Raw genomic sequence first — 25195 nt, forward strand, 5'->3', positions numbered from 1 at the left:
CTTCGAGGCCTTGAGGCCCGGGGGGTGGAGCTACCGGGCCGGCACACCAGTACCTCGGGGGGACGCGCACCGTGCTCGAACTCGCGGCCTCCCACGGCCCGCGGCCGCGCCGTGCGCGCCGACACGCCGCCCGCCGCGCCCACGCCGCCCCCGAGGCGCCGGACGGCAGACCGCGCCTCGCGGTCCTGATACCGGCCCACAACGAGGCGGACCGCATCGCCGCCGCCGTCGAGGGCCTGTGGGACCAGACCCGACGGCCGGACCTCATCGTCGTGGTCTGCGACAACTGCACCGACGAAACCGCCGAGATCGCCGCCGCCCACGGAGCGCAGGTCTTCCACACCGAGGGCAACACCCACAAGAAGGCCGGCGCGCTCAACCAGGCCATCGCCTGGATCCTGCCCCACATGGACGACCGGGACCTGCTGCTCGTCCAGGACGCCGACACCGTCCTCAACCCGTGGTTCGCCGAGACCGCCCTCGCCACCTTCAACCGCAAGGTCGGCGCCGTCGGCGGCGTCTTCTACGGCGAGGCCGGCGGCGGCTTCCTCGGCCTGCTCCAGCGCATGGAGTTCCACCGTTACGCGTGGGAACTGGAGCGCACCGGCGGCAAGGCGCAGGTCCTCACCGGCACCGGCACCATGTTCCGCGCCCGCGTCCTGCGCGAGGTGCGCGCCGCCCGCCGCGCCGGGGTCATCGGCGGCGGCACCGGCTACTACAGCCTCGCCTCGCTCACCGAGGACGACGAGATGACCAAGGCGGTCAAGACCCTCGGCTACCGCGCCATGTCCCCGGCGGGCTGCGAGGTCACCACCGAGGTCATGCCCAGCCTGGGCAAACTGTGGCACCAGCGGCTGCGCTGGCAGCGCGGCGCCCTGGAGAACCTGCGCGACTACGGCTGGACCAAGGTCACCGCCCGCTACTTCCTCCAGCAGTTCCTGATGGGCTTCGGCGCGCTGTCGTTCCTGATCTACCTCGTCTACATGACGACGTACACGACGCTGTACGGCTGGCCCGGCTTCTCGCCGTTCTGGACGGCGATCGGCCTGATCTTCGTGGTCGAGAAGACCGTCTCCGTACGCCGCGCCGGGCCCAGGGCCGTCCTGGTCGCGGCGCTGATGATCCCGGAGATGCTCTACGACCTCTTCCAGCACGCCGTCTACTTCTCCTCGCTGTGGGGGCTGTTGCGCCGCAGCGAGGAGAAGTGGGTGGCCACCTGATCCCGCCCCCCACGCATCCACCCCGAACCCACCCCGAACCACATCCCGCTAGGAGAAGCACGATGTACGGAAGAGTGATCGGCGCCGGCACCACCGGCGCGGGCGGCGCCACGCTGGCGGCCACCGGTCTGTGGCTGAACAGCATGGCGCTGCTCGTCACGGCCACCACCCTGGTGGCCGCGGGCATGGCCCTCTACAAGCTGGCCCCGCGCCCACGCCGCCGCTGACCCCCGCACTTTCGGGGGGCCGTTCAGGGAGTCAGCACCGTCCCGGCCGGCTGTGGTCGCAGGTCAGGGAGAAGAAGGTGCGGGAAATCCACTCCCCGGTCGGCTCCCCGGAACGCTCAGAGCGCGTGACCCGTCGTCGCGTCCACATGCGCCGGGACGGCCTCGTGGCGGTCGCCGACCGTTGAGGTGCCGGTCGGTTCGAGCAGGAGGATCTCGGTGGCCACGGGCGCGTACGGCTTGTGCTCGATGCCACGCGGGACCGTGAAGACGGAGCCCTTGGGAAGAGTCACGGTGCGCTCGCCCTCCGCCTCGCGCAGGGAGATCCGGAGCTCCCCCTCCAGGACCAGAAAGAACTCGTCCGTGTCGTCGTGGACGTGCCAGAGGTGCTCGCCCTCGACGTGGGTGACACGGACGTCGTAGTCGTTGACGGTGGTGACGATGCGGGGGCTCCACTGCTCGGTGAACGAGGCGAGGGCGGCGGGGAGGGAGACGGGTTCGCTGGTCATGTCCCTCATCGTGGGGCTGCCCCTGGAGTCCGGCGAGTGCTAGGAATCGCACATGCCGCAAGGATCCTCGCACCGCACCCCGCACAGAGTGGCCGTCGTCGTCGACGAGGGGACGAATCCCTTCGAGGTCGGCGTCGCCACCGAACTGTTCGGGCTCCCGAGGCCCGAACTCGGACTGCCCGGACCGCTGTACACGGTCACGCTCTGCGCGCCCACCCCCGACGTGCGGATGAACCACGGCTTCTTCACCGTCACCGGAGTGCCGGGGCTGGACGCCGTGGACGACGCGGACACCCTCGTCGTGCCCGGCCGCCCCGACAACGTCGTACCGCGCGGGGACGACGTCCTCGACGCGATCCGGCGCACCCACGCGCGCGGGGCACGGGTCATGAGCCTGTGCACCGGCAGCTTCGCGCTCGCCGAGGCGGGGCTGCTGGACGGCCGCCGCGCCACCACGCACTGGATGTGGGCCGACCTCTTCCGCACGCTGCATCCCGGCGTACGGCTCGAACCCGACGTCCTCTTCATCGACGAGGGCGACATCCTGACCGCCGCCGGCAGCGCCGCCGCGCTCGACCTCGGGCTGTACGTCGTACGGCGGGACCACGGCGCGGAGATCGCCAACGCGGTGTCGCGCCGGCTGGTGTTCGCCGCGCACCGCGACGGCGGCCAGCGGCAGTTCGTGGAACGGCCGCTGCCTGACGTGCCCGACGAGTCGCTGGCACCCCTGCTGACCTGGGCACGGAAGCGGCTGGGGGAGCCGCTGACGGTGGCGGGGATGGCGGCCCGCGCGGCCGTCTCCCCCGCCACCCTGCACCGCAGGTTCCGCGCCCAGCTCGGCACGACCCCGCTGGCCTGGCTCACCGGGGAACGGGTCGCGCTCGCCTGCCGGCTGATCGAGCGCGGCGAGGAGCGGCTGGACGTGGTGGCGGCGAGGGCCGGGCTGGGGACGGCCGCCAACCTGCGCGCACGCGTGCGGCGCGAGACCGGACTCAGCCCATCGGCCTACAGACGGCGTTTCGGACCGGCTGCCGGGGAACCGGTGACGACATGAGATTCCTCGTACGCGACCGGCTCCTCGGCATCGGTGACGACTACTGGATCGAGGACGACCGAGGCGACAGGGTGTACCTGGTCGACGGCAAGGCGATGCGGCTGCGGGACACCTTCGAACTGAAGGACACCAGCGGGCGGGTCCTGATCGACATCCGCCAGAAGATGTTCGCCCTGCGGGACACCATGGTGATCGAACGGGACGGCGCGCCGCTGGCCACCATCCGGCGCAAGCGGCTGTCGCTGCTGCGCAACCACTATCGGGTCGCCCTGGCGGACGGCCGCACCGAACTCGACGTCAGCGGCAAGATCCTCGCCCGGGAGTTCGCGGTCGAGTACGACGGCGAACTGCTGGCCGTCGTCTCCCGGCGGTGGCTGCACATCCGGGACACGTACGGCGTCGACGTCGTCCGGGAGGACGCGGATCCGGCGCTGCTCATCGCGGTGGCGGTGTGCGTGATCCACCTGGCCGAGAAGGAGCGGGGGCACGACTGACACCGGGAGGGCTAGGAGGCTTCTCGGGGGCACGCGGCGTCCGACTGAGTCATCGTCCATCCGTCCCCGAGCACCTGGACGATCGTGGGTGCGGAGGCGGTTTCCGCATCACCGCCGGAAGGAGCCGCGACGGCGCCGTCGCCCTGGTTCACTTCCGCAGGCTGCGCGGCGACCGGCTCGGCCGTGACAGCCACCGTGCAGGCCAACTGCAGCATGGCCGGATGACTGAGCGGAGGAACGCCCTCGGGGAGCTGGACGGAGATGGTGAGATCGCCCCCGATCGCGACGTCCGGTGTGTCCGTCAGGCGGGGCAGTTCCGTGGTGGCCGTCCCGGCCTCGCCCGCGGTCGGTCCGCCGAACAGCAGGCGTACGACGACCCCGAGGTCCCCGCGGTCGTCGACCTCGCGGGGGTAGGGCGTCAGATCGCCGTCGTGCAGGAAATAGAGGCGGATGACGCTGGGCACCTTCGGGCGCGGAGGAGCCATGCCGCTCGCCGGCGGGCCGGCCCGGATGACGTCGGACGGGGGGACCCCGCACGCCGCCAGCGTGAGCACGGCCGTGAGCCCGACCAGCAGCGCCGGTACGCGCGAGCCCTTCACCGGTCGCCGCCTCCTGTGGCATCGACGGCGTCGTCAGCGTCGGGGTCGGCTGCGGCGTCGGCGTCGGCTGCGGAGTCGCGGTGCAGGGGGAGTTCGACCGTGAACGCCGAACCGCCCCCGGCCGGATTCGCCGCACTGATGCGTCCGCCGTGCAGACGAACGTTCTCCGCCGTGATGGCCAGGCCCAGTCCGCTGCTCTCGCTCCGGGTCCGTGAGGTGCTCGCCTTGTAGAAACGTTCGAAGATATGCGGCATGGCGTCCTCGGCGATCCCCGGTCCGTCGTCGGTCACTGTGATCACGGCCCACGCCACGTCCGCCCGCTCCTCCCGCACGCCCAGGGTCAGCCGCACCGGCGGCGCCCCGTGCCGCAGCGCGTTGCCGACCAGATTGGCCATCACCACGTCGAGCCGGCGCGGATCCACGCGCGCCCTGAGCACGCCCGGTGGGGGCAGCCGGGTCTCCACCCGGTCCTGCCAGCCCCGGGCGGAGAGGGTGCGCCGTACGGACTCGGCCAGGTCGATCTCGTCCAGGTTGAGTTCGGCCGCGCCCGCGTCGAAGCGGGAGACCTCCATCAGGTCTCCCACCAGCCCGCTCAGCCGACTCGTTCCCTCGCTGATGAGCCGCAGCGCGTCACTCGTCTCGTGGTCCAGGTTCAGCGCCTTCTCGTCGAGTACGTCGGTGACCGCCGACATCGCCGCCAGCGGCGTCCGCAGTTCATGGGAGACGTCCGCGACGAAGCGGCGCGCCTGGGCCTCCAGACGGCGCAACTCCGCGACCGACTGCTCCAGTGCGGCCGCCGTGTCGTTGAAGGACCGCGAGAGGTCGGCCAGCTCGTCGGAACCGTTGACGGCCAGCCGGACGTCGAGGTGCCCCTCGGCCATCCGGTCCGTGGCCCGGCGCAACGCCCGCACGGGGCGGAGCACGCCGCTCGCGGCCAGCAGCGCCAGGCCGACGGCGAGGCCCAGGGTCACCAGGGTGGCGCGCTCGATGCCGCTGACCATCGCTTCGACGTAGGCCTGTTCGGTGTCCTGCGGCACCACCAGGTACAGCACGAGCCCCGAGAGCCTGGACTCCGTGCCCTCGCCGGGGTTGTACGTGACCGGCATTCCGACGACGAGAAAGGGACGCCCGTCGGCGCTCACCCGCTGGAACACCGCGGCGCGCTCGGCCCGTACGGACCGGAGCAGTCCCGGACTCAGCTTGTCGAACTCGGGACTCGGCGCGGCGGCGCGGAGGCCGCCGTACGTGGCCATGACCCGCCACCCCTGTGACTGGTTGGCCTGGAGCAGCTGGTCCACCACCCTCTGCAGGTCCGACTGGCCCGGCTCCGGCGGGGCGTAGGCAGCCACGGCGTTGTGAACGCCGGTGCGGAACTGCTGGATGACGGAGTCCTGGCTCTGCTGCAGCACCCCCGTGCGCGCCTCCCGGAAGGCGAGGGCTCCGGTGCTCAGGGCACTGGTCACAGCCACCAGGGCGAAGGCCGCCACCAGGCGGCGGCGCAGTCCGCCCCACGCCGGCGGGACGCGCGCCAGGACCGCCCGGACGACCCGCACCGGCCCGGGGCCCCGCCCGCCGCTCACGGGGAACCGAAGCGGTAGCCGAAGCCGCGTACGGTCTGGATGTACCGGGGGTCCCCGCCCAGCTCACCGAGCTTGCCGCGCAGGCGCTTCACACAGGCGTCCACGAGCCGTATGTCCCCGTAGTAGCTGTGCTCCCAGACCGCTTCCAGCAGCTCCTGGCGGCTGAACACCCGGCCCGGCGAGGCCGACAGGGTCAGCAGCAGCCGGAACTCGGAGGGGGCGAGTGGGACGGGTTCACCGCGGTGTGTCACCGCGAGCCCGACGCGGTCGATGACCAGCTCGCCGTGCGACTCCGCCCTGGGACGGACGCCGTCGGAGAGCGACGCGTCGTGGCTGCGCAGTACGGCCCGTATGCGCGCGTCGAGCACCCGGGCGTGCACGGGCTTGACGACGTAGTCGTCGGCGCCGGCCTCCAGCCCCGTGACGACGTCGGCGTCGTCCCCCTTGCCGGTCACCATGATGATCGGCACCTGGCCGCGCTCCCTTATCCGCCGGCACACGTCGAGGCCGGAAATGCCGGGCAGCATGAGGTCGAGCACGACGACGTCCGGGCGGAAGGGGCGGAGCTGTTCCAGTCCCTCTTCACCGGTTCCGGCGGCGAAGACCTCATGTCCCTGGTGTCGCAGCGCCAGGCGGACGGCATCACGGACGTCCAAGTCGTCTTCGATCATCAGGACTCGCGGCACTCCGGGAGTGTAGGCAGATCGCGTTCGGCGACCGTCCCGGAAAGAGCCCCTCCCCGAAGGCCGTTACAGAAGGGTCATCATCCGGGCCAGAGGCGATCAACTCCGGTCACCACGCTGGAAGTCATGGAGAGAATGCCTGGATCCCGCACTGTTCGGAAACTGGCCGTGGCGGTGAGTCTGCTACCGCTGCTGGCGGCTTGCGGAGCGGACGGCGAGACCGCCTCCGCCGGGAAGCAATCGGCCGGGTCGGCGGGACAACTCGACGTTCCCGCGGACGCCGGTGCGGAACTCAAGAACCAGTACCTCGTGGAGAACGCGATCGCGGACTGCATGACGGAGCAGGGGTTCACCTATACCGCCGTCGCCCCCATCGATCCCGCGTCCACCTGGACCACCGACGGGGCGGACTACGAAGTCACCAAGAAGTTCCGGCAGAAGTACGGCTTCGGCTACACCGCGCGCGCCGTCTACCCCGACGACCCCGAGCTGATGGGCGACAGGTCGGCGAACGAGCCCTCGGAGAACGCGAAATACGTCGAAACGCTCACTCCCGCACAGAAGACCGCCTACGACAAGGCGCTCGGATCCGTCCCGGGCTCGGAGGAGGGCCAGAACGACTGGACCGGTTGCCTGGCAACGGCCAACAAGAAGGTGTACGGCTCCACCTCGCCCAAGGAGCTGCTGGACGCGTCGTCACGGAGTCAGGAGAACGCGCAGGCACTCAACGGTGATCAGAAGCTGGTCGGCCTCGCGCAGTCGTACGCCTCGTGTCTGAAGCGGGACGGCATCCCCGTCACGACCACGCAACCGACCAGCATCGGGGAAATGGTGAAACTCCAGGCGTCCGCGTCTGCTCCCCCCGGTGGCGGGGGCGGGGGCGCGGCCGCCGCGGAGAACCCCGACGGGACCACCACGGAATCCCTGAGCAAGGAGGAGGCTCTGCCGCTGCTCACCAAGGAGATCGCCCTGGCGATGAAGGACCTGGAGTGCGGCAAGGACTTCCGGGCCGCCTACTTCCCGAAGTTCTTCAAGAACCCGGGATCCACCGGTGCCGGGTGAACCGTCGTCCCGAGCACCGAGGCGGCGGCTGAAGCGTGAGAGCAGCCGTCCCAGGCAGCTGGGGATCATCGTCGCCGCGGTGGCGCTGGTGGGAGCCGGCGGGTGGTTCGCCGGATCGCGGATGCAGTCGCCGGCCGATGCCGCCGCCGCACGTCAGCCCCCGAAGGCCGGACCGGTCACCGTCGCGGTCGAGCGCCGGTCGCTGACCGCGAGTGTGGTGGCCCAGGGCTCGGTGGAGTTCGCCTCACCGCAGAGCCTGGCCCTGGCCGGGCCCGTCGGCCCCCCGGATTCCGGCTCCGGGGGATCCGGGTCCACCGACACCGTCGTCCAGCGCGTCACCAAAGCTCCGGTCGCCGGGTCGGAGGTGAAGGAGGGCGACGTGCTGATGCAGGTGAGCGGGCGACCGGTCCTGGTGCTGCGCGGATCCGTACCGATGTACCGCACGCTGGGTCCCGGCACGTCCGGAGACGATGTCAAGCAGCTCGAACGGGCCCTGACCCGGCTCGGATTCAACCCCGGTGGGGCCACCGGGCAGTACGGGCAGGAGGATGCCGCGGCCGTGAGCCGCTGGTACAAGAGCAAGGGCTTCGTCGCGCAGGAGCCCGGCGTTGCGGACAAGCAGCAGTTGGGAACGCTGGAAGCGGCTGTGACCACCGCGCAGCAGTCCCTCCTCTCGGCCCGGAACCCGGGCGACGACACCGAGGGGTCCGGCAGCGGCACGGACACCAGTTCCGCCAGCGGTACGGACACCAGTGGCGAAGCCGGAAAGCTCCAGCTCAAGGCAGCACAGCAGCAGTTGGACGCGGCCAACGACGCACTCTTCGCCTTCCGGGCCGGCTACGGAACCAAAGTCCCCGCGGGTGAGCTGGTCTTCCTGCCGGACCTGCCGGCCCGGCTGGACAAGGTGGCGGTGAAGACCGGTGACACCCCGTCCGGACCGGTCGGCACCGTGACCAGCTCCAAGGTCGTGGTGCGGGCCGTGGTGCCGGCCGGCGACGCCAAGTTGCTCCACAAGGGCATGACAGCGCAGGTGGAGACGCCCGACGGCAAGAAGGTGGAGGGCGAACTCGTGGCACTGGGCGACGATGTGCCGAAGATCGACACGACGGGCGGTCAAACCCAGCAGGGAACGACGAATGACGGGAGTGATGACGCGTCGGCTCCCGTGCCGGTGCAGATCTCCATCCCGTCGGGGGATCTGGCCAAGAACGCCAACGGATCCGCGAAGGTGACCATCAAGGTGGGCTCGTCGGACGGTGACGTGCTGGCCGTGCCCATCGCCGCGCTGCACACCTCGGCCGACGGACAGGCCAAGGTGCGGGTCCGACGCGGCGGCAAGGTGGTGGACGTCAAGGTCAAGGCGGGTCTCTCGGCGGAGGGACAGGTGGAGGTCACACCGTCCGGTGACGCCCTGAAGGCGGGCGATCAGGTGGTGATCGGACAATGACCGGCCCACCGGCGTCCGTCGTGCCCGACCCGTACCCGTACCCGGACACGGACCCGGACCCGGACCCGGACACAGACACGGTCATCCGACTCGTCTCCGTCGACCGGACCTTCGACTCCGAACCGCCGGTGCACGCCCTGCGGGACGTGAACCTGACCCTCCGGCGTGGCGAACACCTGTCCATCGTCGGCCCGTCCGGCTCCGGCAAGTCGACGCTGCTCAACACCCTGGGGCTGCTGGACCGCCCCACCTCGGGCGCCTACTGGCTCGACGGGGTGGAGACCAACCGGCTCGGCGACCTGGAGCGCACCTCGCTGCGCGGCAGCCGGATCGGGTTCGTCTTCCAGTCCTTCCATCTGCTGCCCTACCGGACGGTCGACGAGAACGTCATGCTCGCCGAGGCCTACCGCCGGCCGCGCCCCGGGCGCGGCCGGGCCGGCCGCCGCACCAGAGCCGGGGAGGCGCTGGAACGGGTGGGCCTGGCGCACCGGTCCGGCTTCCGGCCCGACCGGCTCTCCGGTGGTGAGAGGCAGCGGGTGGCGATCGCCCGGGCGCTGATGAGCGAGCCCGCCCTGCTGCTCTGCGACGAGCCCACCGGCAACCTCGACAGTGAGAACACCGAGTCCGTGCTCGACCTCTTCGACCAACTGTCCGAACAGGGCATGACCCTGGTCGTGATCACCCATGAGGAGGCGGTCAGCAAGCGGGCCGACCGGCGGGTCAGGATCAACGACGGCCTGCTCACGGAGGAGAGCCCGCTCACGGAGGAGAGCCTGCTCACGAAGGAGAGCCGGTGAGGGCCGCACGGCGCCGCGGCAGGGCCAAAGGCATCGAGCGTCCCTGGATGGACTTCAGGGACCTGTGGACCGAGGCGCTGGCAGGGGTGCTCGCCCGTCCGACCCGCTCCGCCCTGACCACACTGGGCACGGTTCTGGGCATCACCACCCTGGTCATCACCATCGGGGTCTCGGCCACGGCGGGCAATCAGATCGTCGGCCGGTTCGACGCCCTCACCGCCACTTCGGTCACCGTGGAGGTACCGGGGCAGGCCGGCTCCGTCCCGCTCGTCGACTGGTCGGGGGTGAACGCGGTCCAGCGGCTGGCCGGGGTCGATTCGGTGGCGGCGATCGCGGACTCCACCGACACCGCGAGCGTCCAGGTACGGGCGAACGACGTGGTCTCCCCGGGGGACGTCACCGACCAGACCATGGCGGTTCTCGCCGCGTCCCCCACGCTGCCCGCCGCGGTGCGCGGCAGGATGACCACCGGGCGTTTCTTCGACGACGGCAACATCGCCCGGCACGACCGAGTGGCGGTGCTCGGCGACCAGGCCGCACGACTCCTCGGCATCACCTCGGTACGGGACTCCCCCGCGGTCTTCCTGAAGGGCCAGGCCTACACCGTGATCGGGATCCTCGGCGACGCCGAGCGGGAACAGCAGGTCTCCACCGCCGTGATCCTGCCGCCCACGACGGCCGAGGACCGGTTGGGCCTGGGAACGGTGACCCGGGTGCTGATCAACACCGCGCTCGGCGCGGCGGACCAGGTCGCCCACCAGGCGCCGATCGCGCTGGCCCCCGGCGCCGAGGACGCCCTCGCCGTCACGGCGCCGCCGGACCCGGCCAAGGCACGCAAGGGAGTGCAGGGCGACGTCAACGGCCTGTTCCTGGTACTCGGACTGGTCTCGCTGGTGGTCGGGGCCATCGGCATCGCCAACGTGACACTGGTGACGGTCATGGAGCGGATCGGGGAGATCGGACTGCGCCGCGCGCTCGGCGCCTCGCGACGACAGGTCGCCGGCCAGTTCCTGGTGGAGTCGACGACCATCGGACTCCTCGGCGGCGTCATCGGCGCCGTGCTGGGCATGGTCGTCGTGGTGGCCGTCTCCGCCGTCAGGGACTGGACTCCGGTCCTGGACGTCCGTCTCGCTCTCGGAGCCCCGGTCGCCGGAGCCCTCGTCGGACTCCTGGCGGGTCTCTACCCGTCACTGCGCGCCTCCCGCATGGAACCCGTCGACGCCCTTCGCTCCTAGTCGACGCTCTTCGCGGCTAGGGGAGTACCTGGCTGCCGGGCAGGTCCCGGCCGGGACCTGCCCGGCCGGGCGTGCCGCGGACGGACCGGAACCGAGGCCGGCCGTCTGCGGATCCGTCAGGGACTACGGCGCACCGGCCGTCGCAGGCCCAGCACCCGGTCCTTCAGGGCCGGGAACTGCTCCCTCGTCGTCGCGACCTTCGCGGGGTCGAAGTCGACCGTGAGGATCTCCTCGCCGGCGCCCGCCTCCGCCAGTACCTCGCCCCACGGATCGACCACGATCGAGTGACCCGCCTGTGGAACCCCGGCGTGCGTGCCGGCCGTTCCACACGCAAGCACGAACGCCTGGTTCTCGACCGCCCGCGCCTGAGCCAGCAGCGTCCAGTGCGCCCGGCGGCGCTCCGGCCAGCCCGCGGGGATCACCAGGGTCTCGGCTCCGGCGTCGACGAGACCGCGGAAGAGTTCGGGGAAACGGAGGTCGTAACAGGTGGCGAGGCCGACGGTCGTCTCGGGAAGGCGGACGGTCACGAGCTCCTCGCCCGCGCCCATCAGCACGGCCTCGCCCTTGTCGAAGCCGAAGCGGTGGATCTTGCGATAGGCGGCGACCGGCTCACCTGAGGGGGAGAAGACGAGAGACGTGTTGTACAGGGTGCCCTCGGGGTCCCGCTCCGGGATCGAGCCCGCGTGCAGCCAGACGCCCGCGTCGCTCGCGGCCTTGGCCATCGCCTCGTACGTCGGCCCCTCCAGGGGCTCGGCCTCGCTGCCGAACTCCTCATAGGCGAACGCGCCGGTCGTCCACAGCTCCGGCAGCACCACGAGGTCGGCGGCGCCGGCCTGCTCTCTTACCAGCGCGGCGACCCGCACCCGCCGCGATTCGACCGATTCGCCCTCTTCTACGGCGATCTGGATCAGAGAGGCGCGCACAGTACCACCGTCCTGGCATTCGAGTAGTCCACACAGGCCTACGATCGTCACACGAAAGCACTGCCGGGGTGCCTCACAGCAGCGTAACTTAGCGTTTCAAAACACCCGTCGACACCCGCCGACATCCGCCGACATCCGCCACCTCCCGCTGGCAACGCCGCCACAACCCACCCGAGTACCGACCGCCGAGGGGTCCCGTTTCCGTGAGTCTGCATCCCACCCTCCAGCCCTACGCCGACGCCTGGACCCACTCCATCGAAGCGATATCCGAGCTGGTGCTGCCGTTGGTCGAGGCGGACTGGAACCGCCGGACACCGTGCCCCGGCTGGTCGGTACGCGACATCGTGTCGCATGTCATCGGGCTGGACTGCGAGATGTACGGCGACCCGCGCCCCATCCACACCCTCCCTCGTGACCTGTACCACGTCACCAACGACATCCAGCGCTACATGGAGATGCAGGTCGACGTCCGCCGCCACCACACGGCGCCGGAGATGACGTCCGAGCTGGAGTACACGGTCATCCGCCGCAACCGGCAGCTGCGCAACGAGTCGCGTCAGCCCACCCAGGTGGTGCGCGGCCCGCTCGGCACCGAGCTCACGCTCGAGGAGTCCATGCGGGGCCACGCGTTCAACGTGTGGGTGCACGAGCAGGATCTGCGCGCCTCCCTCGGCCGCCCCGGCAACCTCGACTCCCCCGGCGCGCACATCGCGCGTGACGCGCTGCTGGCCGCGCTCCCGGCGGTCGTCGCCGAGAAGTCCGGCGCCCCGCGCAGCTCCGCGGTCGTCTTCGACGTGCACGGGCCGATCGAGTTCCTGCGCACCATCCGCGTCGACATCAACGGCCGCGGCACCCTGGAGACGGCCCCCGCGCTCGGCCCGGCCGCCGCGTTCACCCTCGACTGGGAGACGTACGTCCGGCTGGCCTGCGGCCGGGTGACGGCGGAGGCGGTCGCGGACCGGGTGAAGGCGGAGGGGGAGCCGGAGCTGACGGCGGCGATCCTGCGGAACTTCGCGGTCACGAAGTAGGACACGCTCACCGGGGGGTGCGGTGGCGAACAGAACGGGCCCGTCGTGAGAAACACGACGGGCCCGTTCTGGATGTACCTGCGAGCGTCAGCCCAGCCTGGCGAAGCCGTAGTCCAGCAGCTTCTTCGCGTCGGCGGCGCGCACCGACGCCGACGTGGACGCCAGCACCGTGCCCGTGACGGTCTTGCCGTTGCGGGTGGCGGAGAAGACGAGGCAGTACTTCGCCTCGGGGCCGGAGCCCGTCTTCAGGCCGATCGCGCCGCTGTAGGTGGTGAGCAGCGTGTTGGTGTTGGTCCAGGCCGCCATGGTGCGGGTGGAACCGGTCTTGGTGATCGTCTTGGCCGTGTACGACTTGGTCTTGACGATCGCGCGGAAGTTCGCGCCCTTCATCGCGTTGATGCCGAGCTTCGTCAGGTCCTGGGCGGTCGAGTAGTTCGAACCGTTGCCGATGCCGTCGAACGAGTCGAACTTCGTGTTCGTCATGCCCAGCGCCTTCGCCGTGGTGTTCATCTTGCCGATGAACGACTTCACGCGAGCGGCGCGGGTGGTGCCGGTGCCGAACTTGTCGGCCAGCGCGTACGCGGCGTCACAGCCGGACGGCAGCATCAGCCCGTAGAGCAGCTGACGGACGGTGACCTTGTCGCCGACGATGAGTCGGGCCGACGAGGCGCCCTTCGCGACGATGTAGTCGCTGTACGCCTTCACGATGGTGACCTTGGCGTCCAGGTTCAGGTTCGCCTGGGACAGCACGATCTTGGCCGTCATGATCTTCGTGGTGGAGCCGATGGAGAGCTTGGTGGTTCCAGCCTTGTTGTACAGGGCGGCACCGGTCGCGTTGTTCGCCACGAAGCCGGTCTTGGCGGCGATCGTGGGAACCGTGACTGCTTGTGCGGGTGCCGCGGTGAGGGCTCCGGTCGCGAGCACTGCGCCGGCCGTGAAGGCAACGGCTGCGGCCCTGCGGACTCGGAAACCCTTTGTGGCGGTTATCAACTTAAATACCCCGATTACGTCGGAATGCCCCTGCGGTGCGGCCGAGTTGGAAAGACAAAGAAGAAGGGGCCGCACGTGTGTGACACGTAAGTAGCACACAAGGTTGTGCGCCTGCTGGGTCGAATTTCCGATTACTCGCCGAAACTCTTACCCGTCACTCACCGTTGGTCCCGCATTCTGGACCGGTCCCCCCGATGCGTACGTGTTGTATCTATCCTGTGGGCATGCAGTCCTCCGCCCCGCCCGTCCCCACTGCTTCCACCCCCTCGGCCACGACCGTTCCCGCACCCGTTCCCGCACCCACGCCCGCACCCGCTTCCGTCGCCGTCAAGCAGCCGCCCGCCGCCGACCGTGTGTACGCCCACGTCAAACAGGGCGTCCTGGACCGCCGTTACCAGGGCGGCACCCTCCTCACCGAGGGAGAGCTCGCCGAGGCCGTGGGCGTCTCGCGCACCCCGGTGCGGGAGGCGCTGCTGCGGCTGGAGGTGGAGGGGCTGATCAAGCTCTACCCCAAGAAGGGCGCCCTGGTCCTGCCGGTCTCCGCACAGGAGATCGCGGACGTCGTGGAGACCCGTCTGTTGGTGGAGGAGCACGCGGCGCGCAAGGCGGTCCCCGCGTCGGCCGCGCTGATCGAGCGGCTGGAGGAGCTGCTCGCGAAGCAGAAGGAGCAGGCCGCGGCGGGCGACCTGGCCGCGGCCGCCGTGACCGACCGCTGCTTCCACGCGGAGATCGTCCGCAGCGGCGGCAACGAGATCCTGTCGAGGCTGTACGACCAACTCCGCGACCGTCAGCTGCGGATGGGCGTCGCCATCATGCACTCGCACCCCGACCGGATCGCCAAGACGCTCACCGAGCACGAGGAGATCCTCTCGGCCCTGCGCGCCGGCGACGCCGAGCGGGCCGTCGAGATCGTGCACCGGCACGTCGACTGGTTCTCCCACCTGGCCCGCGGGGAGGTCCGGTGAACGCCGGAGCCCGCAGCGCGAACTCCACCCTTCCGGGTGACCCGCCCGGCGGACGGCGCGCGATCGCCGTCTGGGGCATCGGCGTCTCGGTCTACTTCGTCGCGGTCATCTTCCGTACCTCGCTGGGAGTGGCGGGTCTCGACGCCGCCGACCGCTTCCATGTGAACGCCTCCGCCCTGTCGACCTTCTCGATCCTCCAGCTCCTCGTCTACGCGGGCATGCAGATACCGGTGGGCCTGCTGGTCGACCGGCTCGGCACCAAGAAGGTGCTGACCATCGGCGTCGTGCTGTTCACGGCCGGCCAGCTCGGCTTCGCCTTCTCCCCGTCCTACGGCACGGCCCTCGCCTCACGCGCACTGCTCGGCTGCGGGGACGCGATGACGTTCATCAGCGTGCTGCGGCTGGGCACCCGGTGGTTCCCGGCGCGCCGCGGACCGCTGGTCGCCCAGTGCGCGGGCCTCGCGGGTATGGCGGGCAACCTGGTCTCCACCCTCGTCCTGGCCCGCCTTCTGCACGGCATCGGCTGGACGGCCGCCTTCGCGGGCAGCGCGCTCGCGGGAGTGGTGGTCCTGGTCCTGCTGCTGCTCTTCCTGAAGGACCACCCCGAGGGCCACGAGCCCGAGCCGTTCCCGCACCACGGCGCGGCGTACGTGCGTCGGCAGATCGCCGCGTCCTGGCGTGAGCCCGGCACCCGGCTCGGCCTGTGGGTGCACTTCACCACCCAGTTCCCGGCGATGGTGTTCCTGCTCCTGTGGGGCCTGCCGTTCCTGGTGGAGGCTCAGGGACTGTCCCGGGCGACGGCCGGCGAACTGCTCACGCTCGTGGTCCTGTGCAACATGGTGGTGGGCCTGGTCTACGGCCAGATCGTCGCCCGGCATCACGAGGCGCGGCTCCCGCTGGCCCTGGGCACGGTGGGCGCGACGGCCCTGATCTGGGCGACCACGCTGGTCTACCCCGGCGACCGGGCGCCGATGTGGCTCCTCGTCACACTCTGCGCGGTCCTCGGCGCATGCGGCCCCGCCTCGATGCTCGGCTTCGACTTCGCCCGCCCGGCGAACCCGCCCGAGCGCCAGGGAACCGCGTCCGGCATCACGAACATGGGCGGCTTCGTGGCGTCGATGACGACGCTCTTCGCGGTCGGCGTGCTGCTGGACGCGACCGGCGGCAACTACCGGATCGCCTTCTCCTGCGTCTTCGTCCTCCAGGCGCTCGGCGTCAGCCAGATCCTGCGCCTGCGCAAGCGGGCGGCCCGCCGGGAACGGGAACGTCTGGTGGCAAGCCGGGTGGAGACGGTCCACGTACCGGCGTAGCCACGGCAGACGATTCGCCGCGCACGGCTTGAGGGGGAGGGGACAGCGGCCGCGGACGGTACGAGGTGACCGTCCGCGGCCGCTGTCGCGGTCGGCGCGCCGCTACCCCCAGGTGATCAGCTTCTTCGGCTGCTCCAGGATCGCCGCCACGTCCGCCAGCACCTTCGAGCCCAGCTCGCCGTCCACCAGACGGTGGTCGAAGCTCAGCGCCAGTGTCGTCACCTGACGCGGCTTCACCTTGCCCTTGTGGACCCACGGCTGGAGCTTGATCGCGCCGACCGCGAGGATCGCGGACTCGCCGGGGTTGAGGATCGGTGTGCCGGTGTCGACGCCGAAGACGCCGACGTTGGTGATGGTCACCGTGCCGCCCTGCATCGCGGCCGGGGAGGTCTTTCCGTCCCTCGCCGTCGACACCAACTCGCCCAGGGACTCCGCCAGCTGCGGCAGCGTCTTGCGGTCGGCGTCCTTGATGTTCGGGACCAGCAGCCCCCGAGGGGTCGCGGCCGCGATGCCCAGGTTGACGTAGTGCTTGACCACGATCTCCTGCGCCGCCTCGTCCCAGGAGGCGTTGATCTCCGGGTGGCGTCTGATGGCGACCAGCAGGGCCTTGGCGATGACGAGGAGCGGGTTGACCCTGAGGCCGTGCAGGTCCTTGTCCTGCTTGAGCTCCTCGACCAGCTTCAGCGTGCGCGTCACGTCGATCGTCACGAACTCCGTGACATGCGGCGCGGTGAACGCCGAGCCGACCATCGCCGCCGCCGTCGCCTTGCGGACGCCCTTGACCGGGACCCGGGTCTCACGCGCCGTGTCGTACGACGCCGGTGCGGGCGCCGACGCCACGGGCGCGGCCGCGGGGGCCGTGACCTGCGCCTGTACCGCCTGCGTCACCGGCTCGGCCGTCGGCGCGACCGGGGCCGCCGCCGCGTGGACGTCCTCGCGGGTGATGATGCCGTCCGGGCCGGACGGGGCCACCGTGGCGAGGTCGACGCCCAGGTCCTTGGCCAGTTTGCGCACCGGCGGCTTGGCCAGCGGGCGCTCCTTCACGGCGCGCGCGCTGCCGTGGCCGTTCAGCTCCGTCAGCACCGTGTCCGGGACCTGCGGGAGCGTGATCTCCGGGCCCTTGCGCGGACGCCGCTTGGTCGAGGACACGGCCACGCCGTACCCGACGAGCACCGGCTGGCGACCGGAGCCGGCGGGCTTCGCCGCCTCGGACTTCTTCTCCGCAACCGCCGCGGCCGCCGGTGCCGCCGGTGCCTGCGTCGGCGTCGGCGTCGGGGTCGGCGTCTGCGTCTGTGCGGGAGCCTGCGCCGGCAGTTCGGCGACCGGGGTGCCGGACGGGCCGGTCGCCCCGCCCGCCCCGCCCGCCACGTCCACCGCGATGATCGACGTGCCCACGTCGACCGTGGTGCCCTCGGGGAAGTGCAGCGCGCGCACCACCCCGTCGTAGGGGATGGGCAGCTCGACGGCGGCCTTGGCCGTCTCGACCTCGCACACCACCTGGCCGTCCGTCACCGTGTCGCCGGGCTGGACGTACCACTTGAGGATCTCGGCCTCGGTGAGCCCCTCGCCCACGTCGGGCATCTTGAACTCGCGTACGGACGCTTCCGTCATCGTCGTCACGACCCTCTCCTCAGTACGCCAGGGCACGGTCGACGGCGTCGAGCACCCGGTCCAGGCCAGGCAGGTACTCCTCCTCCAGGCGCGCCGGCGGGTACGGGGCGTGATAGCCGCCGACCCGCAGGACCGGTGCCTCCAGGTGGTAGAAGCAGCGCTCGGTGATCCGGGCGGCGATCTCCGCGCCCGAGCCGAAGAACACCGGCGCCTCGTGGACGACGACCAGGCGGCGGGTCTTCTCGACCGACGCCTGGATCGAGTCGAAGTCCATCGGGGACACCGAGCGCAGGTCCAGGACCTCCAGGTTCTTGCCCTCCTCGGCGGCCGCGGCGGCGACCTCCTGGCAGAGCTTCACCATCGGGCCGTAGGCGACGAGGGTCAGGTCGGTGCCCTCGCGGACGACCTGGGCCTTGTGCAGCGGGCCGGGGATCGCCTCGGTGTCGACCGCGGCCTTGTCCCAGTAGCGCCGCTTGGGCTCGAAGAAGATCACCGGGTCGTCGCTCTGGATGGCCTGCTGCATCATCCAGTACGCGTCGGACGCGTTGGACGGGGAGACGATCTTCAGGCCCGACACATGCGCGAAGAGGGCTTCGGGCGACTCCGAGTGGTGCTCGACCGCGCCGATCCCGCCGCCGTAGGGGATGCGGACGACGACCGGGAGCTTGACCTTGCCCAGGGAGCGCGCGTGCATCTTCGCGAGCTGGGTGACGATCTGGTCGTAGGCGGGGAAGACGAAGCCGTCGAACTGGATCTCCACCACCGGGCGGTAGCCGCGCAGGGCCAGTCCGATGGCCGTGCCGACGATGCCCGACTCCGCGAGCGGGGTGTCGATGACGCGGCTCTCGCCGAAGTCCTTCTGCAGACCGTCGGTGACCCGGAAGACGCCGCCGAGCTTGCCGACGTCCTCTCCCATGATCAGGACCTTGGGGTCCGCCTCCAGGGCGCGGCGCAGCGACTCGTTGATCGCCTTGGCCAGGGCCAGGTTCTTGGACGTCACGCTGTCCGCCATGTCAGTTTCCCCCCTCGTCCGCGAACGACGCCTGGTAGGCGGCGAACTGGGCCCGCTCCTCGTCGACGAGCGCGTGCCCGTCCGCGTACACGTTCTCGAAGATGGCGAAGTGGTCCGGGTCCGGCATGGCACGGACCGCTTCGCGCACTCGTCTGCCCAACGCCTCGCTCTCCGCGTCGAGTTCCGCGAAGAATCCCTCGTCCGTGTGGTTTGAGGCCTCGAGGTGGCGGCGAAGACGCAGGATCGGGTCCTTCGCCTCCCAGGACTCGCGCTCCTCGTCGGCCCGGTACTTCGTCGGGTCGTCGGAGGTGGTGTGGGCGCCCATGCGGTATGTGTACGCCTCGACGAGGGTGGGTCCCTCGCCGTTGCGGGCCCGCTCCAGCGCCCACCGGGTGACCGCGAGGCAGGCCAGGACGTCGTTGCCGTCGACGCGGACGCCCGGGAAGCCGTAGCCCTGCGCGCGCTGGTAGAGCGGGACGCGGGTCTGCTTCTCGGTGGGTTCGGAGATCGCCCACTGGTTGTTCTGGCAGAAGAACACGACCGGGGCGTTGTAGACCGCGGAGAAGGTGAACGATTCAGCGACGTCGCCCTGGCTGGAGGCGCCGTCGCCGAAGTAGGCGATCACCGCGCTGTCCGCGCCGTCCTTGGCGACGCCCATCGCGTAGCCCGTCGCGTGCAGCGTCTGGGAGCCGATGACGATGGTGTAGAGGTGGAAGTTGTTGCTGTTGGGGTCCCAGCCGCCGTTGTTCACACCGCGGAACATGCCCAGCAGGTTGGTCGGGTCGACTCCGCGGCACCAGGCGACGCCGTGCTCGCGGTAGGTCGGGAAGACGTAGTCGTCGTCGCGCAGGGCCCGGCCGGAGCCGATCTGGGCGGCCTCCTGGCCGAGCAGCGAGGCCCACAGACCCAGTTCGCCCTGGCGCTGCAAGGAGGTGGCCTCGGCGTCGAAGCGACGGGTGAGCACCATGTCGCGGTAGAGGCCGCGGAGGTCTTCGGGGGTGACACCGGCGACGTACTCGGCGTACTCGGCGTTCTTGTTGTTCTTGACCCGCTTGCCCTCCGGCGTCAGCAGCTGCACGAGCTCGGGCTCGGCGCTCTTCCTGGCGGCGGTGCGGGTGCGCTCGGTGCCGGTGGCGCCGGCCTTGCCTCCTGCGCTGCGTCGCGGCTTGCGCGCGGCAGTGCTCTCCACGGTCACGTGTGCTCCTCCGTCGGTCCGGCCCCCGGGGTTGCCGGGTGACCAGTGCGGCTCACCTGTATCCGACACCCGTGCACGGGGTGGGTGTCACTCGGCCGGAACAGGCGTGACAGGTGCTCCGGCGAGCGCCCTGCAGTCATCACGTTACCCAGTGCTCCACATTTCTGTGAAACCCCTCCTGACCTGCGTTTTTGCTTGGATTTCCAAGTAAATCGGCAAAGTCGGGAAGGCACCTGGTCACAGCCTTGCAGGAGGCCGGAGCAACGGCACGTTATCCCGGCCACCCCGGCCACGGGAAGAGTCCGTCTTCGGGCGGGTCGTCGGGTGATGCGCCGGGGCGTACGAGGCGGCGGACGACCGTCGGCGACCGTCCGTGTCCCCGGTTGACCTTCGGTGACTGTCTGTGACAACGCCCAGCTCACAGCCTCGCATCGTGCCCTAGCATCGGGCGCGTGCCGCGCTCCTGTGTACCACCCTCAGTGCCCCACGCGCCCCCTCTGAGCGCCCTGCTCCGCCGCTACACCGCCGGCGCAGCGCTCGCCTGCGAGCCCGTCGAGGAGGGACTGCTGAACCGCGGCTACCGGCTGCACACCACCCGAGGCCGCTACTTCCTCAAGCACCACTTCGATCCGGACACCGCCGACCCCGTCTCCATCGCCCGCCAGCACCGGGCCACCGCGCGGCTGGCCGACCTCGGCGTCCCGGTCGCTCCCCCGCTGCCCGGCCACGACGGACGCACCGTCGCCGTCGTCGGCGGCCACGCCTACGCCCTCCACCCCTGGATCGACGGCCGCCACCGGCACGGCGCCCAGCTCACCCCCGGCCAGTGCGGCCGCCTGGGGGCTCTGCTGGGGGTGGTGCACGCCGGCCTGGAGCACGTGATGCCTTCAGGGGGCGCGGAGCCCGTACTACCGGCGCACGAACGGGAGCGCACCACCCCTGCCGACACGTTCACGCTCATCGACGACCTCCTCGCGCGCGTGCGCCGGCACCGCCCCGCCGACTCCTTCGACGAGCTCGCCCGCCACCGCCTCCTGGAGCGGCGCACGCTGCTGGAACGCCACGCGGACCGGCGTCCCCCGCACAGCGGCCCGGTCGGCTGGGTGCACGGGGACTTCCACCCGTTCAACCTGCTCTACCGCGGGGACGCCCCCGCCGCCATCGTCGACTGGGACCGGCTCGGCGTGCAGCCCCGCGCGGAGGAGGCCGTCCGCGCCGCCGCCATCTTCTTCGTCCGGCCCGACGGCGCCCTCGACCTGCCGAGGACGAGGGCGTACGCACGCGCGTACCGACGCACGGCCGACGCCTCGCCCTCCGAACTGGCGGCGGCCGTGCACCGCGTGTGGTGGGAGCGGCTCAACGACTTCTGGATGCTGCGCTGGCACTACGAGCGCGGCGACACCCGCGCGGACTCCCAGTTCCCGGCCGCCTCGGCCCTCGCGGTGTGGTGGACACGCGAGTACGACGCGGTGTGCGGGGCGTTCACCGACTGAGCGGACTCACCGGCGCACGGCCCGGAAACGACACGCGCGCGTGGAGCCCTGTCTCGGGCCCACGCGCACGTGGAAGAAAAGCCGACGGCCGGGAGCCTGGCGGGTCGGGCGGGTGGGGTCAGCCGCCGAGGCCGGTGCCGAGGGTGGTGGTGCCCTCCGTGCCGCCCGTCGGGTCCCCGCTCGGGTCGCTCGTCTCGGTCTCCGTGTCGGTCGGCTCGTCCGACGGCTGAGTCTCCGTCTCCTCGTCCGTGGGCTCGCTGCTGGCCGACTGGGAGGCGCTGGACGAGGGCGTCCAGGACGGCGAGTAGGACGGCGTCCAGCTCGATCCGGAGCCCGAGCCGCTGCCGTCGTCCGTGCTCTCGTCCGTGGACGTCTCGCTCTCCTCTTCGGTCGGCGACGCGCTGGGCGAGGTCGAGGCCGACGGTGAGACGGACGGCGACTTCGTGGTCTCGCTGCCGCCGCTGCCCTTCCCCTGGCCGTTCAGCGCGAGCGCGACGCCCGCGGCGATGGCGATCACCGCGAAGACGGCGAGTATCCACAGCTTGCCGCTGCCGCTGCCCTTGTTGCCGTGGCCCTCGAAGCCGCCGTCGTCACCGCCGCCGTAACCGGCGGGCAGGATCGGCTGCGGGATCTGCGAGGTCGCGGAGCCGTCGGCGCCGTGCGGCAGCACCGTCGTGTGCGCGAAGCCGCCGGGGGGCGTGCCCCGGCCGTCGTGCGCGCCGACCGGGCCGGTGTTCCAGGTGCCGGTGTGGGCGCCCTGGTCGTACAGCATCTGCAGCCCGTACTGGACGAGGCCGCGCATCTCCTCAGCCGTCTGGAACCGGTCGTCGGGGTCCTTGGCCAGTGAGCGCATGACGAGGCCGTCGAGCTCCGGCGGGCACTCGCCGTCCGAGGTCTGCGACGGCGGCACCGGAATGTCCTGCACATGCTGGTAGACCACCGAAAGCGGCGTCTCACCGGTGAACGGCGGCCGCAGCGCGAGCAGTTCGTACAGCAGACAGCCCGTCGCGTACAGGTCGGAGCGATGGTCGACGGCCTTGCCGAGCGCCTGCTCCGGGGAGAGGTACTGCGGCGTGCCCATGACCATGCCGGTCTGCGTCATCGTCGTGGACGCGCCGTGCAGGGCGCGCGCGATGCCGAAGTCCATCACCTTGACAGCGCCGTTGTGCGTGATGATCACGTTCGCCGGCTTGATGTCGCGGTGCACGATGCCGTGCTGGTGCGAGTAGGCGAGCGCCTCCAGGACGCCGGAGACGATGATCAGGGCCTGCTCCGGCCCGGGCGCCTCGGCATTGAGGAGAAGGTCGCGGATCGTGCGTCCCTCGACGATCTCCATCACGATGTACGGCACGCTCAGGCCGCCCACGAAGTCCTCGCCGGAGTCGTACACGGCGACGATCGCGTGGTGGTTGAGCCCGGCCACCGACTGGGCCTCGCGTGTGAAGCGGGCCTTCGAGGTCGGGTCCTCCGCGAGGTCGGCGCGCAGCAGTTTCACCGCGACGGTGCGCCCGAGACGTACGTCCTCGGCCGCGAACACCTCGGCCATGCCGCCTCGGCCGAGTCTGTGGGTGAGCCGATACCGGCCGTCCCCGACCAAGCCGCCGTTGCCCCAGTTCTCCGGCGCATCTGACATACCGCCGCCAGTCGCCTCGGGGTCGGACGGGCCCTGAGCGCGCTGCTGTGCCATCAGTCCTCGCCGTCGTTTCTGCCCGCGGTGCGCGCGGTGTTGTTACGGTCTCCGTCGGCCACGCTACAGCCTCTGCGCAAGCCTCCGGTCCGGGGCGATCCCCGAAGCGATGCCCGGGACGGGCCCGGACGCCGGTCCGAGACGGACCGGCCATGAAATCTGTACTCCGTGCCGGCGTGCAAATTCTGTGTACCGGCCGTACGGCACCTGTAACGCTTCCGCGACGCTTCTTTCTCGTAGGGTCACGGAACGGGCACCGAGCTTGACGTGTCAGTGCCCTGCGGCAGACTTGGCCGGGAATAGCACTTTCGATCAACGACAGTCAACGGCGCCTGAAGGCCTACGGGGGACGCAGAAGATGAGCCAGGACGGCGCGCAGGGCCGGTACGCGGGGCGGGCGCTGGCCGCCGGCCGCTATCAGCTGCGCGACTTGCTCGGCGAGGGCGGCATGGCCTCGGTGCACCTCGCCTACGACGCCGTGCTCGACCGTCAGGTCGCGGTGAAGACCCTGCACACCGAACTCGGCCGCGAGCAGGCCTTCCGCGAGCGCTTCCGCCGCGAGGCCCAGGCCGTGGCCAAGCTCACGCACACCAACATCGTCTCCGTCTTCGACACGGGCGAGGACGAGGTCGAGGGGCTGACGACCCCGTACATCGTCATGGAGTACATCGAGGGCCGCCCGCTCGGCTCGGTGCTCGACGAGGATGTGCGGCAGCAGGGCGCGATGCCCGCCGACAAGGCGCTGAAGATCACCGCGGACGTGCTGGCCGCACTGGAGATCAGCCACGAGATGGGCCTCGTCCACCGCGACATCAAGCCCGGCAACGTGATGATGACCAAGCGCGGCGTCGTCAAGGTGATGGACTTCGGCATCGCGCGCGCCATGCAGTCCGGCGTCACCTCCATGACGCAGACCGGCATGGTCGTCGGCACCCCGCAGTACCTCTCGCCCGAACAGGCGCTGGGGCGCGGTGTGGACGCCCGGTCCGACCTGTACTCGGTCGGCATCATGCTGTTCCAACTCGTCACCGGGCGGCTGCCCTTCGAGGCGGATTCACCGCTTGCGATCGCGTACGCGCACGTGCAGGAGGAGCCGGTGGCTCCCTCCTCGATCAACCGGGCGCTCCCGCCGGCCGTCGACGCGCTCGTCGCCCGCGCGCTGAAGAAGAACCCGAACGAGCGCTTCCCGACCGCCGTCGCCATGCGCGACGAATGCCTGCGCGTCGCCGCCTCCTTCCAGCCGGCCCCGCCGAGCATCGTCCCGGGCGCGCAGACGTCGAGCGGCGCGGGCGTCGGCTCCGCGGTGTTCCCGCCGGTCGGCCAGAGCACCCCGGCGCCGCCCCACCCGGGCGTCCAGACGCCCTACCAGCCGGCCCCGACCCCGAACCCGTACGGCACGCCCCCGACCCCGGCGCCGTCCTACGGCTATCCGCAGCAGGGCGGCTACCAGACGCCCGCTCCGGCGTACGGCCACCAGCAGGCGCCGCACACCCCGCCCGCGTACAACCTCAGCCCACAGCCGCCGACCACGGTGTCCGGCGGCGGCCGCAAGAACAGCAAGGCGGTGCTGATCGGCTCGACCGTCGTCGCCGTGGTGGCCGTCGGCGGCCTCATCACCGCGCTCATCATGGAGGGCGGCAGCGACGACGACGCCAAGGGCGGTACGACGAGCTCCTCGCCGTCGGCGTCGAAGGCGGCGGACTACCGCGGGCCGGACGCCTCGAAGACCATCGATTCGACGGAGTGCGTGGAGCCGCAGGAGTCGTACAACGACCCGGACAAAATCCAGGTGCCGAACTTCAAGTTCAAGTACATCGCCTCGGTCAAGGAGTGCTTCCAGGCCGCGGGCTGGAAGATGAAGATCACGAAGGTCGACGAGAACACCTACGGCGACGGCGCGGTCATGGACCAGTTCCCCTCCGCCGGGACGGACGTCGACCCGGCGGAGATGCCCGAGATCGAGCTCAAGGTGTCCTCGGGCAACCCGGCGTCCTGACGTCGCGCGCCAGGACACTCGGGCTCTCGGGCATTCGGGCATTCGGACATGTAGAAGGGGCCCGGCGTTTCGGACGCCGGG

The 25195-nt window shown here is 70.8% G+C and carries 23 protein-coding genes; 13 read left to right on the plus strand and 10 right to left on the minus strand.

Annotated elements, in window-relative coordinates; all coding sequences use genetic code 11:
- The first annotated feature begins 71 nt into the window (after positions 1 to 71).
- Positions 72 to 1220 (plus strand): glycosyltransferase, encoded by a 1149-nt coding sequence (locus tag ACWD4O_RS08655; RefSeq protein WP_451278762.1) that lies wholly within the window; start codon positions 72 to 74, stop codon positions 1218 to 1220.
- Between the two features lie 62 nt (positions 1221 to 1282).
- Entirely contained in the window at positions 1283 to 1447 is a 165-nt protein-coding gene (locus ACWD4O_RS08660) for a hypothetical protein (RefSeq protein WP_334578730.1), read from the plus strand.
- 116 nt (positions 1448 to 1563) lie between these two features.
- Here the strand turns inward: ACWD4O_RS08660 and ACWD4O_RS08665 are convergent, their stop codons facing one another.
- Positions 1564 to 1953 carry a cupin domain-containing protein gene (locus ACWD4O_RS08665; RefSeq protein ID WP_451278764.1) on the minus strand — a complete coding sequence of 130 codons (390 nt, stop codon included), beginning with the start codon at positions 1951 to 1953 and terminating at the stop codon, positions 1564 to 1566.
- A gap of 52 nt (positions 1954 to 2005) precedes the next feature.
- Between ACWD4O_RS08665 and ACWD4O_RS08670 the strand changes: the two genes are divergently transcribed.
- Positions 2006 to 3007 (plus strand): helix-turn-helix domain-containing protein, encoded by a 1002-nt coding sequence (locus ACWD4O_RS08670; RefSeq protein ID WP_451278766.1) that lies wholly within the window; start codon positions 2006 to 2008, stop codon positions 3005 to 3007.
- On the plus strand, positions 3004 to 3501 hold the full coding sequence (locus ACWD4O_RS08675) for an LURP-one-related/scramblase family protein (RefSeq protein WP_451278768.1): 498 nt from the start codon (positions 3004 to 3006) through the stop codon (positions 3499 to 3501). The genes ACWD4O_RS08670 and ACWD4O_RS08675 overlap by 4 nt, the downstream gene beginning before the upstream one ends.
- 11 nt (positions 3502 to 3512) lie before the next feature.
- Here the strand turns inward: ACWD4O_RS08675 and ACWD4O_RS08680 are convergent, their stop codons facing one another.
- From ACWD4O_RS08680 to ACWD4O_RS08690, 3 genes are read right to left on the minus strand one after another with little or no spacing between them, the layout of a single operon-like run.
- Complete coding sequence (locus tag ACWD4O_RS08680) at positions 3513 to 4100, minus strand: hypothetical protein (RefSeq protein ID WP_451278770.1); 588 nt, start codon at positions 4098 to 4100, stop codon at positions 3513 to 3515.
- Positions 4097 to 5680: a sensor histidine kinase gene (locus ACWD4O_RS08685; protein WP_451278772.1), complete on the minus strand. Its 1584-nt coding sequence runs from the start codon at positions 5678 to 5680 to the stop codon at positions 4097 to 4099. Before ACWD4O_RS08685 ends, ACWD4O_RS08680 begins: the two co-directional genes overlap by 4 nt.
- Entirely contained in the window at positions 5677 to 6366 is a 690-nt protein-coding gene (locus ACWD4O_RS08690; protein ID WP_451278774.1) for a response regulator, read from the minus strand. Before ACWD4O_RS08690 ends, ACWD4O_RS08685 begins: the two co-directional genes overlap by 4 nt.
- A 171-nt stretch (positions 6367 to 6537) precedes the next feature.
- Between ACWD4O_RS08690 and ACWD4O_RS08695 the strand changes: the two genes are divergently transcribed.
- The 4 genes from ACWD4O_RS08695 (at position 6538) to ACWD4O_RS08710 (ending at position 10904) form a co-directional block, all read left to right on the plus strand.
- On the plus strand, positions 6538 to 7425 hold the full coding sequence (locus tag ACWD4O_RS08695; RefSeq protein WP_451278776.1) for a hypothetical protein: 888 nt from the start codon (positions 6538 to 6540) through the stop codon (positions 7423 to 7425).
- Between the two features lie 79 nt (positions 7426 to 7504).
- On the plus strand, positions 7505 to 8872 hold the full coding sequence (locus ACWD4O_RS08700) for a peptidoglycan-binding protein (RefSeq protein ID WP_451278778.1): 1368 nt from the start codon (positions 7505 to 7507) through the stop codon (positions 8870 to 8872).
- On the plus strand, positions 8869 to 9669 hold the full coding sequence (locus ACWD4O_RS08705) for an ABC transporter ATP-binding protein (protein ID WP_451278780.1): 801 nt from the start codon (positions 8869 to 8871) through the stop codon (positions 9667 to 9669). The genes ACWD4O_RS08700 and ACWD4O_RS08705 overlap by 4 nt, the downstream gene beginning before the upstream one ends.
- A gap of 47 nt (positions 9670 to 9716) precedes the next feature.
- Positions 9717 to 10904 carry an ABC transporter permease gene (locus ACWD4O_RS08710; RefSeq protein ID WP_451278782.1) on the plus strand — a complete coding sequence of 396 codons (1188 nt, stop codon included), beginning with the start codon at positions 9717 to 9719 and terminating at the stop codon, positions 10902 to 10904.
- A 116-nt stretch (positions 10905 to 11020) separates the two neighbouring features.
- Here ACWD4O_RS08710 and ACWD4O_RS08715 read toward each other — a convergent pair whose 3' ends face one another.
- A complete protein-coding gene (locus tag ACWD4O_RS08715; protein ID WP_451278784.1) occupies positions 11021 to 11827 on the minus strand; it encodes a carbon-nitrogen family hydrolase in 807 nt (268 codons plus the stop codon).
- Positions 11828 to 12030: 203 nt separating this feature from the next.
- On the opposite strand from ACWD4O_RS08715, the gene ACWD4O_RS08720 reads away from it, so the two are divergent.
- Positions 12031 to 12855: a maleylpyruvate isomerase family mycothiol-dependent enzyme gene (locus ACWD4O_RS08720; protein ID WP_351905719.1), complete on the plus strand. Its 825-nt coding sequence runs from the start codon at positions 12031 to 12033 to the stop codon at positions 12853 to 12855.
- An 87-nt stretch (positions 12856 to 12942) separates the two neighbouring features.
- On the opposite strand, the gene ACWD4O_RS08725 is transcribed toward ACWD4O_RS08720, so the two are convergent.
- Entirely contained in the window at positions 12943 to 13845 is a 903-nt protein-coding gene (locus ACWD4O_RS08725) for a D-alanyl-D-alanine carboxypeptidase family protein (RefSeq protein ID WP_451278787.1), read from the minus strand.
- Between the two features lie 224 nt (positions 13846 to 14069).
- Between ACWD4O_RS08725 and ACWD4O_RS08730 the strand changes: the two genes are divergently transcribed.
- Positions 14070 to 14810: a GntR family transcriptional regulator gene (locus tag ACWD4O_RS08730; RefSeq protein WP_451278789.1), complete on the plus strand. Its 741-nt coding sequence runs from the start codon at positions 14070 to 14072 to the stop codon at positions 14808 to 14810.
- Between the two features lie 62 nt (positions 14811 to 14872).
- A complete protein-coding gene (locus tag ACWD4O_RS08735; RefSeq protein ID WP_358802749.1) occupies positions 14873 to 16120 on the plus strand; it encodes an MFS transporter in 1248 nt (415 codons plus the stop codon).
- Positions 16121 to 16222: 102 nt separating this feature from the next.
- Here the strand turns inward: ACWD4O_RS08735 and ACWD4O_RS08740 are convergent, their stop codons facing one another.
- From ACWD4O_RS08740 to pdhA, 3 genes are read right to left on the minus strand one after another with little or no spacing between them, the layout of a single operon-like run.
- Positions 16223 to 17740 carry a dihydrolipoamide acetyltransferase family protein gene (locus ACWD4O_RS08740; RefSeq protein WP_451278791.1) on the minus strand — a complete coding sequence of 506 codons (1518 nt, stop codon included), beginning with the start codon at positions 17738 to 17740 and terminating at the stop codon, positions 16223 to 16225.
- A gap of 10 nt (positions 17741 to 17750) precedes the next feature.
- Positions 17751 to 18743 carry an alpha-ketoacid dehydrogenase subunit beta gene (locus tag ACWD4O_RS08745; RefSeq protein WP_451278793.1) on the minus strand — a complete coding sequence of 331 codons (993 nt, stop codon included), beginning with the start codon at positions 18741 to 18743 and terminating at the stop codon, positions 17751 to 17753.
- Between the two features lies 1 nt (position 18744).
- Positions 18745 to 19938 (minus strand): pyruvate dehydrogenase (acetyl-transferring) E1 component subunit alpha, encoded by a 1194-nt coding sequence (gene pdhA, locus ACWD4O_RS08750; protein ID WP_450946508.1) that lies wholly within the window; start codon positions 19936 to 19938, stop codon positions 18745 to 18747.
- A gap of 479 nt (positions 19939 to 20417) precedes the next feature.
- Here pdhA and ACWD4O_RS08755 point away from each other — a divergent pair, with 479 nt between their 5' ends.
- Positions 20418 to 21431 (plus strand): phosphotransferase, encoded by a 1014-nt coding sequence (locus ACWD4O_RS08755; RefSeq protein ID WP_451278796.1) that lies wholly within the window; start codon positions 20418 to 20420, stop codon positions 21429 to 21431.
- A 118-nt stretch (positions 21432 to 21549) separates the two neighbouring features.
- Here ACWD4O_RS08755 and ACWD4O_RS08760 read toward each other — a convergent pair whose 3' ends face one another.
- Entirely contained in the window at positions 21550 to 23064 is a 1515-nt protein-coding gene (locus tag ACWD4O_RS08760) for a protein kinase domain-containing protein (RefSeq protein WP_451278798.1), read from the minus strand.
- Between the two features lie 412 nt (positions 23065 to 23476).
- On the opposite strand from ACWD4O_RS08760, the gene ACWD4O_RS08765 reads away from it, so the two are divergent.
- Positions 23477 to 25114, plus strand: a complete 1638-nt coding sequence (locus ACWD4O_RS08765; protein WP_451278800.1) for a protein kinase domain-containing protein — start codon at positions 23477 to 23479, stop codon at positions 25112 to 25114.
- Positions 25115 to 25195 lie beyond the last annotated feature (81 nt).

Source organism: Streptomyces sp. NPDC002623 (assembly GCF_053592635.1).

Coding starts and splice junctions, on each gene's coding strand:
- ACWD4O_RS08660 (WP_334578730.1), top strand. CDS start 1,283: ATGTACGGAAGAGTGATCGGCGCCGGCACCACCGGCGCGGGCGGCGCC.
- ACWD4O_RS08665 (WP_451278764.1), bottom strand. CDS start 1,953: ATGACCAGCGAACCCGTCTCCCTCCCCGCCGCCCTCGCCTCGTTCACC.
- ACWD4O_RS08670 (WP_451278766.1), top strand. CDS start 2,006: ATGCCGCAAGGATCCTCGCACCGCACCCCGCACAGAGTGGCCGTCGTC.
- ACWD4O_RS08675 (WP_451278768.1), top strand. CDS start 3,004: ATGAGATTCCTCGTACGCGACCGGCTCCTCGGCATCGGTGACGACTAC.
- ACWD4O_RS08705 (WP_451278780.1), top strand. CDS start 8,869: ATGACCGGCCCACCGGCGTCCGTCGTGCCCGACCCGTACCCGTACCCG.
- ACWD4O_RS08710 (WP_451278782.1), top strand. CDS start 9,717: ATGGACTTCAGGGACCTGTGGACCGAGGCGCTGGCAGGGGTGCTCGCC.
- ACWD4O_RS08730 (WP_451278789.1), top strand. CDS start 14,070: ATGCAGTCCTCCGCCCCGCCCGTCCCCACTGCTTCCACCCCCTCGGCC.
- ACWD4O_RS08745 (WP_451278793.1), bottom strand. CDS start 18,743: ATGGCGGACAGCGTGACGTCCAAGAACCTGGCCCTGGCCAAGGCGATC.
- ACWD4O_RS08760 (WP_451278798.1), bottom strand. CDS start 23,064: ATGTCAGATGCGCCGGAGAACTGGGGCAACGGCGGCTTGGTCGGGGAC.
- ACWD4O_RS08765 (WP_451278800.1), top strand. CDS start 23,477: ATGAGCCAGGACGGCGCGCAGGGCCGGTACGCGGGGCGGGCGCTGGCC.